The organism is Pedobacter nototheniae, assembly GCF_004335085.1.
Taxonomy (GTDB): Bacteria; Bacteroidota; Bacteroidia; order Sphingobacteriales; family Sphingobacteriaceae; genus Pedobacter; species Pedobacter nototheniae.
Window position 1 is genome coordinate 115,330 of record NZ_RQRS01000002.1, and the last position, 16,873, is coordinate 132,202.

Sequence of the window (16,873 nt, forward strand, 5' to 3'; positions counted from 1 at the left end):
TTTACCACTTTTTACCACAAAAAAGTTTTCAACACCACATTTCTCCCACCAAGCCCCTAAAAAAGCTCAGCAAAATACAATAAAAAAACCGCCAAATTGGTATCAATTTGGCGGTTTTTGAAAAGCCGAGGCTTTAAAAGCTTATAAAAATAAATTTTATCAGCCTGACTATAAATTAGTTATTCATTAATTGCTTTTACTCCTGGCAACTCTTTTCCTTCCATATATTCTAACAAAGCACCACCGCCTGTAGAAACATAACTTACTTCATCTTCTAAGCCAAATTTTGCAATTGCTGCAGCAGAATCTCCACCACCGATTAATGAAAATGCGCCATTATTTTTTGTCGCTGCAACTACAGCTTCAGCAACAGCTTTTGTTCCAACCTGGAAGTTTTCCATTTCGAAAACACCCATTGGCCCATTCCACAATAAAGTTTTAGAGTTTTTAATAACATCTTCAAATAAAGCAACAGATTTTGGACCGATATCTAAGCCCATCCAATCTGCTGGAATATGACCAGAATCTACATCTTTTTTAGCTGCATCGTTTGCAAATTTATCTGCAATAACGGTATCAACAGGCAAGATTAAGTTAACACCTTTCGCCTTTGCTTTTGCTATCAATTCTAATGAAAGCTCTTGTTTATCAGCCTCTAAAAGTGAGGTGCCAATTTCGCCACCTTGGGCTTTAGCAAAGGTATAAGCCATACCGCCGCCAATAATTAGGTTATCTACTTTTTCTAATAATTTTTCGATTAATAAAATTTTATCAGAAACTTTTGCACCACCCATAATTGCAGTAAATGGTCTTTCGGGATGGTTCAAGATTTTTTCTGCATTTGCAACTTCAGAAGCCATTAAATAACCAAAATATTTGGCATCAGGAAAAAACTGAGCGATTACAGCTGTTGAAGCGTGTGCACGGTGAGCCGTACCAAAGGCATCGTTTACATAAACATCGCCCAATTTTGATAATTTCTCTGCAAAAGCAACATCACCTTTTTCCTCTTCTTTATAAAAACGAAGGTTTTCTAACAATAAAACCTCTCCTGGAAATAAGTTTTTAGCTTGGTTAACAGCACTTTCGCCAATGCAATCATCAGCAAATTTTACTTCAAGATCCAACATACGCGATAGATCTCCAAGAATATGTTTTAATGAATATTTATCTGTAGGACCATCTTTAGGGCGACCTAAATGCGACATTAAGATTACAGAACCACCATCATTTAAAATTTTAGTGATGGTTGGCAAAGCTGCACGCATTCTTTTATCATCTGTGATTTTAAAATCTGCATCTAAAGGCACATTAAAATCTACACGAATCAGGGCTTTTTTATCCTTAAAGTTTAACTGGTCTATCGTTTTCATATATTTTATTTTGTGATTATTTTAAGTTTAATTTCATTTCGTAATGGAAGCCTATTCCTGGAATATCAAATTCGGGTGAATCTGTTGAAAAACCTAATTTCTTATAAAACGATGCGGCACTGGAGCGTGCATTGCACCATAAATAGTCTGTTTGATATTCTTTTAAATATTCTACAGCAAAAATAATAAGTGCTGCGCCATAGCCTTTACCACCAAAATCTGGATGTGTAGCCATGCCACGAAGTTGGTAACCCGAACCCTCGCCTTCAAAAAAGTCATTTTTCATAAAGCTGGCTATCGATCTAATTTGATCATTAACAACAAAACCTAAATGGAAGGTATCATATTCCTTATCGCCTTCAAAAATACATTCAGAAAAAGCCTTGCCATTACGCAAAACCAAACTTCTTAAAGGTAATACTTCTTCAGGCTGAATAAATTTGACCATCTTTTTAATTTACGCTTTCTTTTAATGTTGTTATTTTTTTCACCAAATCAATTAATCTGCTGCTATAACCATATTCATTATCATACCAACCAACCACTTTAACCAAATCGCCAACAATTGAGGTGAGTTGTGCGTCAAATATACAAGAATGTGGGTTATCTATAATATCAACGGATACAATTGGATCTTCGGTATATTCTAGTACGTTTTTTAATTCACCATCTGCGGCTTTTTTAAATGCGGCATTAATTTCTGAAACAGACGTTTTTTGTTTTAAAAGGCAAGTAAAATCTGTTAAAGAGCCGTTTAAAACGGGAACGCGGATACCGGCGCCACCTAAACGGCCATCTAAATTGGGGAAAATATGTGTTATTGCTTTTGCAGCGCCTGTTGTAGTGGGAATAATAGATGACGAGGCGGCTCTAGCTCTGCGCAAATCTTTATGGTTCGCATCATGCAAGTTTTGATCCCCCGTCATAGAGTGGATTGTAGTAATATAACCTTCTTCTACACCCCAATTATCATTCAAAATTTTAATCATTGGGGCTATGTTATTGGTTGTACAACTGGCATTTGATAAAATAGAGCTACTTAAATCTAATGTTTCATCATTTACACCCAATACTACCATTGGAATATCTTCTGCAGCGGGTGCGGAAATTAAAACTTGCTTTGCACCAGATGTTAGGTGTTTTTCTGCAGATTCTCGATTTAAGTTTTTACCTGTGCAATCAATAACTAAATCTACCCGTAATGCCTCCCATGGCAATTCATCAGCATTTTTAATTGCAAATACCGGAATAGAAAATTCGTTTATTAAAAGGGCATCAGGCGCAGCATTAACCTTACCTTTAAATACACCGTGAACAGTATCATACTTAAAAAGGTGAGCCATTGTTTTAGCATCTGCTAAATCATTTATTGCTACAACATCAAATCCTTCGGCTAATGCCAAACGTAAAAATGTTCTTCCAATCCTTCCAAAACCATTAATCGCCAATCTCATTCTTATAAAATTAGAGCGCAAAATTAGTGTTTATTTTGATATTTGAACGGCTAAACCATGTTATTAAATTAAGCATTTATGTTGCTTTAGGTAACACAAAACCAACAACCAATAACTTTCTGAATGACAGATTTTTAAAACAAAAATACAGACAGAAATTTAAACTTTTTTGGTATTATTTTTATTTAGTCTGATGGTAATTATTGTATTAAATATGACACAGACTCCAATAAGTAAAAAAATCAGCAAAAAATTACCTAAATTTTGAAGTAAGATTGTACATCCAATAATAGCAACATTTAATCCGGCGGTAAGCCAAACAATTTGGTTGGGTTTTAGTCCCAATCTTTCTAATCGATGATGGATATGATTTCGATCTCCTTTAAATGGTGATTTTCTGGTTAAAATACGGATGCAAAAAACCCTTAATGAATCAAAAATCGGGACGATTAAAATAGAAACCGCGATTGCTGGCGCCGAGAAATATTTAGGGGTAAAAGTATTGGTAAACTTATTTAGTTCTATAAATTTTATGGCAAGTGCTGCGCAAATTAATCCTGTTATCAGCGCTCCGGTATCGCCCATAAAAATTTTGGCTGGGTACCAATTAAACTTTAAAAAGCCTGCAATTGCCCCTACTAATGCAAATGCAATAAAAGCATAAGGCATTGCGCCCATAAAAGCGAACAAAACCCCGAAAGTAAATGTTGCAATAATGCCAATTGTTGCTGCCAGGCCGTCTATCCCATCAATTAAATTAAATGCATTATTTAAAAAAATAATAAGAATAACAGAAAAAACACCTCCCCATAGCATATTCATATCACCAATATTAAGTACACCATAAAGGCTGGTAAGCCTAAAGCTTCCAAAAAACACGAGAATAATTGCTACTACAAGTTGCAAGATAAATTTAGTACTGGTATTTGTTCCGTGCACATCATCTTTCAAACCAAGTGCAGTTAATATAATGCAGGAAACGATTAAAAAATTAGCTTCCTTAAAATTAATTAATGCCGAAAAAAGCAAAATGCTAATTGTAAAACTTCCTACAATTGCCAAACCACCCAAACGAGAAATATTTCTTTTATGATTTTTTCGATGCAGATCATTATGGTCGAATAGATGGTATTTTAAGGAAGTATAAATGACAGATGGAATACTGAATAACACAATTAGGAAAGCCATTAGTGTTATTGCAATATAAAAGAATTCGGGATGGTTTGTTAGGAGGATTTTAAGCAAAACTGGGATGATTTATATCAAATATAATAAATATAGCGCAAACTAAACTGCTCTAGCTGATGTGAATTGACTCAATTTTGAAAATTTCTTCTTGAATAAAACCAACAGCGGATTTGGAATCTTATTCCTTTTAAGTGCCTTATAATCATTTAGCGCCGCCGCTACCCTACTCTTAAAAGATTGGTTACTCACCCCACCCGTGCGCATATTTACCATTAATTCGGGCAGGTATATTGTTTTAATTCGATGTGTATGGAAGTACCTCAATATTAAGTCGTAATCTGCAGCGGTACCAAGATTTAATGAATAAACACCATAATTTGCAAACAAAGATCTTTTTAAATATAAGGTTGGATGTGCTGGCATCCACCCACTTTCAATATCCTTTAAATCGGCAGTTTTTGAAATCCATTTTCTAATTATTTTATCATTGTCGGCATTAACATAATTGAGATTACCATAAAGCCCATCAGCTGCGGGGTTGATACTAAAACTCTTAACAACCTGGCTTAAAACGTTTTGATTAGCCAGCATATCGTCAGAATTAAGCAAGCCCACTACATCACCTGTAGCCAAGGCAATACCCTTATTTATAGCATCATAAAGACCTTTATCTTTCTCTGACAAAAAAAAATGAATATTTGAGCGGTACTTTTCGATTATTGAGCGTGTGCCATCAGTTGAATCCCCATCTATTATAATGTATTCTATATTGCCATAATCTTGCGCCAATACTGATTCAATACATTTTTCCAAGAAGTTTTCACCATTGTAAACTACAGTGATTAGGGATATCTTCATTGCTAAACTAGCTCAATAAGGTAATAGGGGGTGATTGCGGTAAAGATAACTATCGGGAGTAAAATTTTATAGTACCTAACTAAAAAATAACATACAATAATTAACAGAAGCGTTTTTTGAAAAGATTTAAACTTTATTTCTTTTTCGAATAAGCATAAAACCAAATAAGCCAGCACCTAAACTTAATGGCAAGGTGTAATCATCCAAATTGCATTGAACAACTGTAGAGTTTGCTACAAATCCATCTAAAGCTGTACCTGAACAACCAGTAACTAAGTTTAAAACGTTATAACCGCTTGGACATACCCTACATGGACTTGATCCTGCTACCCAAACGGTTTGGTTATTTGCTACGCAATTAGAGGTTTGCGGCTCATTAGGATTTGGTTTATACGCTTGAACACCTCCAAATATTGCAATAAGTAAAGCATTAACAAGACCAACATCGTCTGTTTGCGTATAAACAGTTTTGGTGGATGGAATTAAACATCCGGCAGCAGCTTGTAAATTATTGGAAAATACGATCAAACATACTACGATTAAAAGAATGCCCTTTAAATTCATTTGTGCTAATTATTTGATTTACTTTCAAATAACAGCTAAATGAGTTAAATTACCTACGTTCTTTTTGTTCATTAACTGCCTTAGCTTACGCCTAGCAGCTGTTTTTTAATAAAAATAGCACCTAAACTTCCTACCAGTAAAATCAACAAAGGAATATAATCATCTAAAGGCATATTTAGTGTAGAGCAATCATCATATGTGATAACTGTATTGGTTTGCCAACTAACTCCAGTACTGTTATTTTTAGGGTTAACATAGCTGTTTATCCAGCATTGAGGAGAATTATAATTATTAGAAATGTTTGCTGCCGCTACCTCATTACATTTTGGAGAATCCTTGCCATCCTCATTATTATAAATCCTTATTTTTTGGCCATTGGAATCATAAACTTGGTGCATTTCACCGCTAAATTCTGTATAACCAATAGAAGTGATGTAAATGTAACTTCCGTTATTACAACCCGTAACTGTTATCCTAGTTGCTGAAGCTACTCCAGCCAAGGAAACACAAATCAATAAAATTAAGATTGAACGCATTATTATCTTACAATGCAGTTAGGGCTTAACAAAAAAGATAATAAGCCAGATTTTGATCCATAAAAAAAGGATGGTTGGGGATAAAAATCTGAATAGATTTTTAGATGGTATTTGTTAAAATTATGGGAGATCATTTTTTCCTAAAACAACTAATTTTCGTATTATTATGAATACAAAAGTCATTAAAAACGGAATAATTATAAAATGAATAAAATGAATGTGACACAATAATTATATTATGCTAGCATAGCAAAAAACATAAAAAACTGCCATAATTAACTGGAATCAAGGTTTTTGAAATTTGAGGGCAAAAATAAATATTCCTAAAAAGAATACTATTCATCAAATAGCTTGACATTTATCAATAACAAAATTGATGATAGTCATTTTAATTTAGTTATTTAAGCTCATATAGCCTCTATTAGGCAAAATAAAGTCAAGGCGAAAGCAAATAATCAATAGTGAAAATTTTATTTCCGAGTATATGATTTCTGTATCAGAAACAGTGTTATGAAGTGTGTTTTAAATAGAGATAATAACGCTATTATATTATTGGTTGATAATTCTTTCGTTGCCTGATAAAGTGAATCCCTACAATGCTGATAGCTGCCAATAAAACATAAGCAGATTCATCTAACGGGCAGTTTACTACTGTGAAATAGTACATTGTACCACTATTTGCGGTATCGTAAGTGGTACCAAAACCGCAACCGATGTTGGTGTTAGAATTTGTGTTTGGACTTGGCTGTTGTGCTGTTGAACCTAGCCTATAATAACTTTTTGTGTCACCAGGAGCGCAATTGGCATAAGCATCATAAGAAAGATTACTATTGTACCTATACCGGAAGCCGGTTACTGTTGATCCATTGTATTGAAAAATGGTTTCGATATAGGAATAATAAATTTTCCCTCCAGATAAACAGCCTGTCCCTGATAAAGGCTTTTGATTTTGCGCTTCGGCATTGTTTATTAAAAATAAGGAATTGACAACAAAAAGGTAAAATAGCAATTTCAGTCTTCGCATAAAAAAAAGGTAGTAGCTAGTAATAAAAGGGTATATCTAACCAAATTAAATAGTTAGACTATTAATAACGTTCACTGGCTGTAGAAATTGCCAAAATGGACGTTATTTTTTCTCATAAATAAATCTTACTTAGTTAAAATTGATTCTTTAGGTTCATTATTGGATAAAAAATCAAAGCCTAAAGCGCCACAAAAAAATAGCAATATTAATGAGTAATTATCTATAGGGCAATTAACTAAATAAAAAGTAACCAATATTCCGTTAGGATTATCACTTGCCGTATTTAAATAAGAAGTGATATAACAACTACCTGGCCCATTACTACCAGCAGTAACACAATATGCTGAACTTATTGGTACCCGATCTGATGAGGAACGATAATCATAATTGGGTACTCCATTTTTAATACCGTTTCTATTTAAATAAATTGTTTGGCTGGAATTAGATTGACAACCCACATCGGCTTTACTAAAAAAAGATATAAGGCATAGCGATACCACTATCACAAAAGATAGGAACTTCATGAAAAATAATAAATAGACAACTAATTTGAAATAATTATAATCAGCGTTAAATCAAATGCAATTCAACGTTAATTCGACAAAACTACCCAAAATTTGTAATATAAGTATTACAAAAAGCATAAATAACGAAATAAAATGAGGAATGTTTTAGTCGTTTTGCCGTTAAGTATAGTTATGTAATTGACAAATAAGTTATTCTATGTTTTATTCTAAAACTCCAAATTATAATTCTGCGCTAAAAAAATTATTGTACATGGAAATCCACAAAAAACAATAAAAATATTAGATACTATTCACAGATAATATTAATTAATAATCGCTGTCTATTTTAATCATGTGCAATTATCAATCGTTAACTCGGTTAAGTCTGGCTTACACTTTTTTTGTTTAAAACTACAAAACCTAAACAACCAAATCCTACCAGTAAAAGTGGAGTATAATCATCCAAAGGGCATTCGGTATTATAATTATACTCTGTATAATACTGTTCGTGGCTGCTAAAGCATATTATAAAATAAAAGTCGCAAACGGTATAATGTGATGTATTTCTGCTTACGCCAGTGTTTACGTACTTACAAGCTGGGCTTGCAACGCAGCTAATATTGTTTCCGTTTCTATCGAGCAAACACCCGCCGCTGCTGTTGGTTGATACTGCCCATTGGCGAGCATGAACTTGTAAAAAAAATGCAAAAAATAATACGATGAATAGGGATAGAGATTTCAATTTTGAATAAATTAGTTTAATCAAAACTAAAACTTTTAGTCTCTATAATACTACAAAAACCAGATACCGTTTGATAAATATCAACAGCAAAATGATATTTTAACTTTTACTGAGGATTTTACTAAAAAAGTTTGATATTCAACACCTTAAAATAAGGAAAACTGTCTTTTTCTTACAGCATACACACCAAATAATCCAGCAACTAGAACCAAACCAAATGATTGATTATCGATAGGGCAATTTGATATAGTTGTAAAGTAACCGCCAGGGTATGGTCCGTTATAGCTACTTGTGCTGGACATAGAGCCCGAACCTTTATAAACATAGCAAGTAAATTGCCCTGATGAGCTTCTGGTCCAACCACAATCAGAGGCAATCAATACATCGTTATCATAATATAAAACCGTGGCACTGGTATATCCGTAGTAATGTGTGTAAAGTGTTTTATTAACTAAGCAACCTTGGGTTTGAGAAAACAGAGAATTGTTTAATACGAAAACAAATAATATCAATAGTGGGAAAATCTTTTTCATTTGAATAATTGGGATGTTTGGATGGGGATTAGCCCACAAGCCAGTAAAGACAAATTATAGACCAATGCCTACCAAAAACACAAAACCGACCAAACACCTCATTTTAAGCGCATTTGGATAAAAAATACTCTTTTTATAACTGTAGAAGAGAATATTTTTAGGGGAGTTTTTTACCCAAAAAGCCTCACGCACTCATCAGCTTTATACCCATTTTTAAAAGAATAAATTGGCGTTTTTTGATGTAATCCTTTTTTTAAACATCTTTAAACGTTATTTTTGTTAACGCCCCTATTAATATCCCATATCACAACATGCAACAACCCTATTATTTTAAATCCGTTTTATTGCCTTTATTCTTTTTATTGGTATTAACATCTTGCTCGGTGCGCAAACAACACAGTTTGTTTAATGCTCCAAGTGATATTGTAACCGACACAATTAAACAGGTTTACGTTGTAAATGACCAAGGGATAAGTGATGCATATTATAAAATAAAGCCGAATGACCAACTGGCGATTAGAAATGTTCAAAACCCAGAATTTGGGGCTACAGCTGCTATTCAGGGCCAGGTTAACAGCCAAAATAGCAATCAAAATTCGGGCAACATATCAACCGTACTTTCTTATCCTGTGGAAGCTGATGGTTTGGTTAATTTACCAGCAATCGGTAAAGTTGAGGTTGTAGGCTTAACCAGGAGAGAAGCAGCTCTTAAAATTCAAGATTTATATAAAAACAAACTACTAAAAGATCCTATAATAGAGTTAAGCGTAGTAAACTTAAAAGTAACGTTACTAGGCGAATTTGGTAAGCAGGGCAACTTCTTGTTGGAAAGGGATAATACTAATTTAATCGAAATTATTGGTGAAGCTGGCGGAATAACAAAAAATGCTGATCCTAAAACTTTAAAAATTATTCGTGGCGATCGAAGTCATCCAGAAATTATTTATGTAAACCTGAATGATATTAATAGTTTGGCTAGCAAAAAACTTATTCTTCAAAACAATGATATTATTGTTTTACAGCAAACCAAGAGTGTAGCTATGACGGAAAAACTGCAAAGTTTTAATAATATTATACAGCCGCTTCTTGTGGTAGTCAATCTTGCTGTTTTAATCTTTACAGTTACTCGTTAATGGAAACTACGGAAAATTTAGAAGCAAAGGCTGTTAGCCAGCAGATTGATTTTTATAAAATCTTTAGGGTTTTTTTAAGCCGTTGGTATTGGGTTGCTGCCTTAGTGGGTATTGCGTTAATTGGGGCAAAAATTAAACTTTTATATACCCCCCCTATTTATCAAACAGGCGCATCATTAAAATTGCAGGATAGCAACCCAAGTATAACAACAAATAACCAGATGCCAACTCAGGTATATAATTATACCGATAAAATACTGGCAGAAAGCTTTGTAATTAAAAGTAACGACGTTATTCTCAATGCAATATCAAACCTTAATTATAAAATTTCATATTATTTAAAAGGTAGAATCCGTACAACTGAACTTTATCCTGATATCCCATTTCAAATCGAGATTATTGAACAAGACTCTGTAAATTTTAGTCGTGGTATTTACAATGTGGAGCCAGTGGATAATAAAACATTTAGCATCGGTGATCCTAATAATCCAAAGGCAAAAGCAACTCTTCATAAGTATGGTGAGGTATTAAATATGGGGAATATGAAATTCCGTATTAATTCTGCCATTCCAATAGGTAATTACAGCTTTAAGTTTAATACTAAAGAAGATTTTGTTGGAAGGGCCATGGGTGTAAATGTATCAGAAGCAGCACGTTTTACCAATGTTATGAGCCTAAGCTTATCAGATGGTAATGCAGTTTTTGCTGCCGATATGCTTAATTCAATAATGAAGGAATATATCAAATACGATTTGATTCAAAGGCAAAGATCGGCTAAGCAAACCGTACAATTTATTGATACGCAACTTGGTTTTATTAACACCGAAGCAGGAAAATCTGGCAATACTTTAGCAAATTATAAAACGCAAAATAAAATTCTGGATTTAGGTTCATCCACTTCTATGACGGTAGGCAAGCTTGCTGACTTTGAAAAGCAGATGACTGAGCTTAGAATTAAACAATTAGGTATTAAGCAATTAGAAGATCAGGTTAACAATAACAAATCAAAAATTGAGATAGGATTAGATTTAGAAGGCGAACTGAGCAGTAGCATGGGTACTTTGGTTGCTCAACTTAATGCCCTTTTGATTAATAGAGATTTAAAGCTCAATCAGTTTAATGCAGATTCTCAACCGGTAAAGCAAATCGATCAGCAAATATCAAACATAAAGGCTAACATAAGAAGTAGTATCCGTGGAATGCGTCAACAAAATGACCAAACCATTAATTACATCAACAGCCAAATTTCGAGTGTAAATAAAAACATTAGTACCATCCCTACAAAGGAGCAAAATTTTGTAAAACTACAAACCAATTTCGAAGTTAATAATAAAGTACGCTCTTACCTTTCTGAAAAGAAATTAGAAGCCGAAATGAATGCTGCTGCCACGGTTTCTGGAGCTGCAATTGTAAATATTGCTTACCCATCATACTTTGAAATCTCAGCAGATTCAAAGAAAATATATACCTACGCAATTCTTTTAGGTTTAGGAGCTGGTTTTGGCTTAATTCTTTTGGTTCGTTTTTTAAATCCTTATATCTATGATAAAGAAACGGTTGAAGGCTTAACGCATACGCCAATTATTGGTGTAATCCGTAAGTTTCCAGATTATATAGATCAAGATAGTAGACAGGCCTTATCCTTATCAAAACCTAAATCCGTTTTTGCAGAATCTGTACGCTCTGTACGTACAAATTTAAGCTTTTTGGCTAGTCATAAACAAAGTAAAACAATCTGTATCACTTCAGAAATTTCTGGAGAGGGTAAATCTTTTGTAACCGTTAATTTGGCTAGCACGTTAGCTTTAATTGAGAAAAGAGTTATTCTTATTGCGGCAGATTTAAGGAAATCGAAATTACATAAAGCCTTTGGCAGCGATAATAAAAAGGGTTTAAGCACACTTCTATCTGGGCAACACAAGCTTGAAGATGTTTTGGTACATGATGAAATGCATCATATTGATTTTATTCCATCGGGCCCGGTACCACCAAATCCTTCAGAATTGCTTCATACATCAGCAATGAAAGAATTATTAGATAGGCTAAGCCCTATTTACGATTATATTTTAGTGGATACAGCGCCAGTAGGATTAGTATCTGATGCCATTCCACTTATCCGTAAATCAGATGTAAATCTCTTTGTTATCCGCTCAGGCGTATCACAACAGAGGGCAGCCGCTATACCTGAACGTTTATCAAGAGAATATGGCTTAAGCAATTTGGCTATTATTTTAAATGCTTTTGGCGATGATGCACTATATTCTAACTACTATACAACAGATTATAGCCGTGGCGGTGGCAATAGCACTTACTATTATTCTGATTATTCAGGCTATTCAGGATCTGGCTACTATGAAGATGAGAATCGGAAGTGGTGGATGTTTTGGAAGAAAAAATAAAGCCTAAAATGAAGAGTTTAAATAATAGAATTATAAATCAGATCTAAAACATAAGTACAAATTCCTGGTCAATGATTGATAATAGTTATAAATGGTATCCGGTTTACACGAGATCAAGAGCAGAAAAAAAAGCTTATGATGCCCTTACCAAAAAAAATATAACGACCTATTTGCCTCTTCGAAAAACATTAAAACAATGGAGTGATAGAAAAAAAATTGTAGAAGAACCGCTCATTAAATCCTATCTCTTCGTATATATTTCAGCTAAAGAATATACTGAAGTTTTGATGACTAACGGCATTGCCAGGTTTCTTTATTTCTCTGGAAATATTGCTTCTATTCCAGAACAACAAATTCAGGATTTAAAATTATTATTGGCTACAGATACGGAACTGGAGATTTTTGAATATGAAATTAAAGCAGGCGAAAAAGTATTAATTAAAGCAGGGCCGTTTAAAGGTATCGTTGCAGAACTTGTTTCAGTACAAAATAAACAACGTATTATTTTACGTTTACAAAATATGGGGTACTCCATCAATATTAATACTTCAATGGCTTTTGTAGAGCCCTTTTAGAAGTATACAAATAGTGGGCACTTAAATAAAATATAACAACCATTAAGGATACACTCTTAATGAGATTAAACTAATACAACAATTGAAAAGTTGCATTTTTTAAAAAAAACATGTGACTGAAAGGGCGAAGCTGTGTCCATATTAACTCAAAAATACAAGTATACCCAGCTACTAAATGTGTAGAATAGCCGGACTTATAAATAAAAATCTTCCCGTTGAAGAACTTGAGGCAACTATTAAATTAATGTGCAATAGTATGGCTCATGGTGGACCTGATGGTGAAGGTTTTTTTGTGAATAGTACAAATGGCATTGCATTTGGGCATAGGCGGCTTGCAATTATTGATTTAAGCACTACCGGAAAGCAACCCATGTTTTATAACCAAAATGAACTGGTTATAACTTACAATGGTGAAATTTTTAATTACTTGGATTTAAAGGCAGAACTAATAAAATTGGGTTTTGAATTTAAGAGCAGTTGCGATACCGAAGTTATACTTGCCGCTTACGCCGCTTGGGGTACTAAAAGCTTTGAAAGGCTCAAAGGAATGTTTGCCTTCGCGTTGTACGACACAAAGAATAACCAAACATTTTTAGCTCGAGATTCATCAGGTATTAAACCTCTTTATTATTCTGTTTTAAACAATCAATTGGTTTTCGCTTCAGAAATCAGAGCATTCAAAAATATTAAACCTGCATACAAGGAAAACCCTGATTGGAAGATTTATTTTTTAGCTTTTGGGCATATTCCAGAACCTTATACAACCCTAACGGATGTGGAAATGTTAACTAAAGGCCAGTATTTAACCTATTATCATGAAACAAACAAATTTGATATAAATTCTTTCTTACCGCAGCAAAGTAGTATTAAAATTGACGATAAACAGGAAGCAGAAGAAATTGTACATACTAGATTAAAAGAATCCGTTAAAAGGCATTTACTAGCTGATGCCCCTATTGGCGTATTTTTAAGCGGCGGCATTGATAGCAGTCTAATTACTTTGCTTGCAAATGAGCAACTTCCTTTAGAAAAAGATAATCTTTTAAATACCATATCCATAAACTTTGAAGAAACCGCTTTTTCAGAAAAACCTTATCAGGATATTATTAGCGCACAAATAAACGCGAAACATAGCGAATATACCATTACCAAAGCTATTTTTGATTCACTGTTTCCTTCTGCAATAAATGCAATGGATCAACCCACTACTGATGGAATAAATTCCTGGTTTATTAATTATTTTGCAAATAAAAATGGTCTAAAAGCAGTTTTATCAGGCATTGGTGCCGATGAACAATTTGGCGGATACCCATCTTTCAAAAGGATGAAACTGATCGACCTTTTAAGTAAGCTTCCAACTTTCATTCTAAAATCAACCATTAATTTTAGTAAACCTTCACTAAAGAGAGCTTATTACCTAAGCTATAAAAATACTGTTGGCAAATATCTTTTTTTAAGAGGCATATTCGATCCCAAACAAATTGCCGACATTTTAAATCGCACATTATCAGAGGTTAACGAGGTACTAAAAGACATGAAATTGGCAGAACTTCCGACAGCCTTAAAACCCGAAGAACAGGCAAGTTGGCTTGAAACTAATATGTACATGCAAAATCAGTTGCTTAAAGATACCGATTCAATGAGTATGCAACATGGTGTGGAAGTAAGAGTACCCTTTTTGGATCAGGATTTACTAACGGCTTTAAAACTTATAAATAACGAACTGAAATTTAAAGGTGATAAGCCAAAACCTTTATTGGTTGATGCTTTTATTAAACTTTTACCTAACCAAATTTGGAACAGGTCAAAAATGGGTTTTACTTTTCCATTTCAAAATTGGTTAAAGGAAAATCCACAGTTTTTAAAACCAATGTTATCGTCTGATAATAAAAACATCACTCAATTAGCTAATAATTTTAAACTTGGCAAACTGCATTGGTCTAAGGCAATTGCATTACACGTAATTGAAACATTTGGAGCCTAAAATTCTTTTTTTAACGTTAAATACCTTTAGCCTAACTGGTGGGATTGAGCAGGTGTGCAAAACATTTGCTAAAACACTATCAGATATTAAAGCTGAAGAAAAGATTAAGTCTTTTTCCATCCTCTCTATGTACGACGATGAAGCAGACTTAAAATATATAGAAGCGAACTCATTTAAAGGTTACAAGGGTAAACAAATAAGTTTTGGTTTGGCAGCAGTAAAGCAGGGTTTAAATGCAAATACACTAATATTAAGCCACATTCACTTACTTGTTTTTGCTAGAATCCTTAAAAAATTAAACCCTAAAATCCGCATTATCCTCTTAGCCCACGGTATAGAAATATGGAATAACCTATCAACCTGGAAAAAGGACTTATTAAATAAGATAGAAATATGGTCGGTTAGTAATTATACAGCAAACCAACTGATTAATAAAATTAATATCTCACCAAAAAACATTCATGTCTTAAATAATAGTCTTGATCCATTTTTTGATCAACCCAAAGAAAAGGTAAAACCACAATTACTTTTAAAAAAATATAATATAAACGAAACACAAAAAGTGATTTTAACCGTATGTAGATTATCTTTTTCGGAGCAATATAAAGGTTATGACCTTGTGATTCAGAGCCTCAAAGATCTAATAAAAGCTTATCCCAATTTACTTTACATAATGGTTGGCAAAGCTGATATTGCCGAACAGGACCGCATCGATTCGTTAATTAAGCTGTGTAAACTCGAAAAAAATGTTATTTGCACAGGCTTTATATCAGATGATGACCTTATTTCACATTATCAATTGGCCGATATATTTATTATGCCTAGTAAAAGTGAAGGATTTGGGCTTGTTTATTTAGAAGCTGCAGCTTATGGCTGTTCAGTAATTGCAGGCAATAAAGATGGAAGTACTGATGCATTATTAAATGGTAAAATTGGGCAAATGGTAGATCCAGAAAATACCGACGCAATTTATCAGGCTATGCTCTACAGCCTAAGTAATCCCTTAACATTGCAACAGATAAAAGCGCAGCAGTTGCTTACTCAGCAGCATTTTTCTTACCAGAAGTACAAAAAAAATATTGTTAAATTATTGCAACATAATTAATAAATAAAGAATTTGGATGTAAATACAGCCCATCAAAATCCACATAATCACGATTGGATTATTGAATCTAAAAGTTCTCTTTTTGATCTTAAACTTAGCGAAGTTTGGGCATACCGGGATTTGCTTTTGCTTTTGGTTCGTCGTGATTTTGTTTCCTTTTATAAGCAAACAATATTGGGCCCCTTGTGGTTTTTTATTCAGCCCTTATTTACCACCATTATTTTCACGTTTATATTTGGAAATCTTGCTGGAATTTCAACAGATGGATTGCCAAAACCATTATTTTATATGGCGGGCATTACCGCATGGAACTATTTTGCAGATTGCCTTACCAAAACATCAACCGTTTTTAGAGACAATGCTTCAATTTTTGGAAAAGTTTATTTTCCCCGATTAATAATGCCCTTAAGCATTGTAGTGAGCAATCTGGTTCGCTTTGCTGTTCAAATGATATTGTTCCTTATTTTAATGGCTTATTATTATTTTTCTGGAAGCGATTTTCAACCGTCTTGGGCTATTTTATTGTTTCCAGTTGTAGTTATATTAATGGCTCTATTGGGGCTTGGCCTTGGCATGATTATATCCGCCATGACAACAAAATACCGTGACTTAGCTTTCCTTATTACTTTTGGCGTTCAGCTGCTTATGTATGCTACAACGGTAATTTACCCGCTCTCTACCGCTCTAGCAAAATACCCAGCTTATAGTTGGATTATTGAATATAACCCAATGACGCCAATTATTGAAACGTTTAGGTATGGCTTTTTAGGCCAAGGGAGTTTTAGCTGGAGTAGTTTCGGTTATGCCACCTTAATAACAATGTTGATGCTCGTGTTTGGCATTGTCATTTTTAATAAGGTAGAAAGGAATTTCGTTGATACAGTTTAAAATTTAATTAT

The 16,873-nt window shown here is 33.7% G+C and carries 17 protein-coding genes; 6 read left to right on the forward strand and 11 right to left on the reverse strand.

All coding sequences use genetic code 11. The features are described from left to right. Window positions 1-179: 179 nt before the first annotated feature. The 11 genes from EHC72_RS02430 to EHC72_RS02480 form a co-directional block, all read right to left on the reverse strand. Window positions 180-1,373: a phosphoglycerate kinase gene (locus EHC72_RS02430; RefSeq protein WP_131535896.1), complete on the reverse strand. Its 1,194-nt coding sequence runs from the start codon at window positions 1,371-1,373 to the stop codon at window positions 180-182. A gap of 16 nt (window positions 1,374-1,389) precedes the next feature. Next, on the reverse strand, window positions 1,390-1,821 hold the full coding sequence (locus EHC72_RS02435) for a GNAT family N-acetyltransferase (RefSeq protein ID WP_131535897.1): 432 nt from the start codon (window positions 1,819-1,821) through the stop codon (window positions 1,390-1,392). Window positions 1,822-1,825: 4 nt separating this feature from the next. Then, window positions 1,826-2,827 carry a type I glyceraldehyde-3-phosphate dehydrogenase gene (gene gap, locus EHC72_RS02440; protein ID WP_131535898.1) on the reverse strand — a complete coding sequence of 334 codons (1,002 nt, stop codon included), beginning with the start codon at window positions 2,825-2,827 and terminating at the stop codon, window positions 1,826-1,828. A gap of 159 nt (window positions 2,828-2,986) precedes the next feature. After that, a complete protein-coding gene (locus EHC72_RS02445; protein WP_131535899.1) occupies window positions 2,987-4,015 on the reverse strand; it encodes an MraY family glycosyltransferase in 1,029 nt (342 codons plus the stop codon). A gap of 99 nt (window positions 4,016-4,114) precedes the next feature. Beyond that, the gene (locus EHC72_RS02450) at window positions 4,115-4,873 is read right to left on the reverse strand and encodes a glycosyltransferase family 2 protein (protein WP_131535900.1); all 759 of its coding nucleotides are present in this window, start codon (window positions 4,871-4,873) and stop codon (window positions 4,115-4,117) included. Between the two features lie 126 nt (window positions 4,874-4,999). Beyond that, window positions 5,000-5,437: a hypothetical protein gene (locus tag EHC72_RS02455; RefSeq protein ID WP_131535901.1), complete on the reverse strand. Its 438-nt coding sequence runs from the start codon at window positions 5,435-5,437 to the stop codon at window positions 5,000-5,002. A gap of 80 nt (window positions 5,438-5,517) precedes the next feature. After that, entirely contained in the window at window positions 5,518-5,973 is a 456-nt protein-coding gene (locus tag EHC72_RS02460) for a hypothetical protein (RefSeq protein WP_131535902.1), read from the reverse strand. A 544-nt stretch (window positions 5,974-6,517) separates the two neighbouring features. Then, a complete protein-coding gene (locus EHC72_RS02465) occupies window positions 6,518-6,997 on the reverse strand; it encodes a hypothetical protein (RefSeq protein ID WP_131535903.1) in 480 nt (159 codons plus the stop codon). Between the two features lie 125 nt (window positions 6,998-7,122). Then, entirely contained in the window at window positions 7,123-7,521 is a 399-nt protein-coding gene (locus EHC72_RS02470) for a hypothetical protein (protein ID WP_131535904.1), read from the reverse strand. Window positions 7,522-7,882: 361 nt separating this feature from the next. After that, entirely contained in the window at window positions 7,883-8,269 is a 387-nt protein-coding gene (locus EHC72_RS02475; RefSeq protein ID WP_131535905.1) for a hypothetical protein, read from the reverse strand. A 122-nt stretch (window positions 8,270-8,391) separates the two neighbouring features. Further along, window positions 8,392-8,778 carry a hypothetical protein gene (locus tag EHC72_RS02480; RefSeq protein ID WP_131535906.1) on the reverse strand — a complete coding sequence of 129 codons (387 nt, stop codon included), beginning with the start codon at window positions 8,776-8,778 and terminating at the stop codon, window positions 8,392-8,394. A 311-nt stretch (window positions 8,779-9,089) separates the two neighbouring features. Here EHC72_RS02480 and EHC72_RS02485 point away from each other — a divergent pair, with 311 nt between their 5' ends. The 6 genes from EHC72_RS02485 to EHC72_RS02510 all read left to right on the forward strand — a co-directional run bounded on the left by EHC72_RS02485 (window position 9,090) and on the right by EHC72_RS02510 (window position 16,862). Next, window positions 9,090-9,911 carry a polysaccharide biosynthesis/export family protein gene (locus tag EHC72_RS02485; RefSeq protein ID WP_131535907.1) on the forward strand — a complete coding sequence of 274 codons (822 nt, stop codon included), beginning with the start codon at window positions 9,090-9,092 and terminating at the stop codon, window positions 9,909-9,911. Next, entirely contained in the window at window positions 9,911-12,310 is a 2,400-nt protein-coding gene (locus tag EHC72_RS02490) for a polysaccharide biosynthesis tyrosine autokinase (protein ID WP_131535908.1), read from the forward strand. Before EHC72_RS02485 ends, EHC72_RS02490 begins: the two co-directional genes overlap by 1 nt. A 71-nt stretch (window positions 12,311-12,381) precedes the next feature. Beyond that, window positions 12,382-12,885: a UpxY family transcription antiterminator gene (locus tag EHC72_RS02495; protein ID WP_131535909.1), complete on the forward strand. Its 504-nt coding sequence runs from the start codon at window positions 12,382-12,384 to the stop codon at window positions 12,883-12,885. A 175-nt stretch (window positions 12,886-13,060) separates the two neighbouring features. Beyond that, entirely contained in the window at window positions 13,061-14,869 is a 1,809-nt protein-coding gene (asnB, locus tag EHC72_RS02500) for an asparagine synthase (glutamine-hydrolyzing) (RefSeq protein WP_131535910.1), read from the forward strand. Beyond that, complete coding sequence (locus EHC72_RS02505; RefSeq protein ID WP_131535911.1) at window positions 14,859-15,974, forward strand: glycosyltransferase family 4 protein; 1,116 nt, start codon at window positions 14,859-14,861, stop codon at window positions 15,972-15,974. The genes asnB and EHC72_RS02505 overlap by 11 nt, the downstream gene beginning before the upstream one ends. A 12-nt stretch (window positions 15,975-15,986) precedes the next feature. Continuing rightward, the gene (locus EHC72_RS02510; protein ID WP_131535912.1) at window positions 15,987-16,862 is read left to right on the forward strand and encodes an ABC transporter permease; all 876 of its coding nucleotides are present in this window, start codon (window positions 15,987-15,989) and stop codon (window positions 16,860-16,862) included. Window positions 16,863-16,873: the final 11 nt, after the last annotated feature.

What these genes read in the sequence shown, in the direction of transcription:
- EHC72_RS02470 (WP_131535904.1), bottom strand. Translation starts at nt 7,521, where the DNA reads ATGAAGTTCCTATCTTTTGTGATAGTGGTATCGCTATGCCTTATATCT.
- gap (WP_131535898.1), bottom strand. Translation starts at nt 2,827, where the DNA reads ATGAGATTGGCGATTAATGGTTTTGGAAGGATTGGAAGAACATTTTTA.
- EHC72_RS02465 (WP_131535903.1), bottom strand. Translation starts at nt 6,997, where the DNA reads ATGCGAAGACTGAAATTGCTATTTTACCTTTTTGTTGTCAATTCCTTA.
- asnB (WP_131535910.1), top strand. Translation starts at nt 13,061, where the DNA reads ATGTGTAGAATAGCCGGACTTATAAATAAAAATCTTCCCGTTGAAGAA.
- EHC72_RS02480 (WP_131535906.1), bottom strand. Translation starts at nt 8,778, where the DNA reads ATGAAAAAGATTTTCCCACTATTGATATTATTTGTTTTCGTATTAAAC.
- EHC72_RS02430 (WP_131535896.1), bottom strand. Translation starts at nt 1,373, where the DNA reads ATGAAAACGATAGACCAGTTAAACTTTAAGGATAAAAAAGCCCTGATT.
- EHC72_RS02460 (WP_131535902.1), bottom strand. Translation starts at nt 5,973, where the DNA reads ATGCGTTCAATCTTAATTTTATTGATTTGTGTTTCCTTGGCTGGAGTA.
- EHC72_RS02495 (WP_131535909.1), top strand. Translation starts at nt 12,382, where the DNA reads ATGATTGATAATAGTTATAAATGGTATCCGGTTTACACGAGATCAAGA.
- EHC72_RS02485 (WP_131535907.1), top strand. Translation starts at nt 9,090, where the DNA reads ATGCAACAACCCTATTATTTTAAATCCGTTTTATTGCCTTTATTCTTT.
- EHC72_RS02450 (WP_131535900.1), bottom strand. Translation starts at nt 4,873, where the DNA reads ATGAAGATATCCCTAATCACTGTAGTTTACAATGGTGAAAACTTCTTG.
- EHC72_RS02445 (WP_131535899.1), bottom strand. Translation starts at nt 4,015, where the DNA reads ATGGCTTTCCTAATTGTGTTATTCAGTATTCCATCTGTCATTTATACT.
- EHC72_RS02490 (WP_131535908.1), top strand. Translation starts at nt 9,911, where the DNA reads ATGGAAACTACGGAAAATTTAGAAGCAAAGGCTGTTAGCCAGCAGATT.
- EHC72_RS02435 (WP_131535897.1), bottom strand. Translation starts at nt 1,821, where the DNA reads ATGGTCAAATTTATTCAGCCTGAAGAAGTATTACCTTTAAGAAGTTTG.
- EHC72_RS02455 (WP_131535901.1), bottom strand. Translation starts at nt 5,437, where the DNA reads ATGAATTTAAAGGGCATTCTTTTAATCGTAGTATGTTTGATCGTATTT.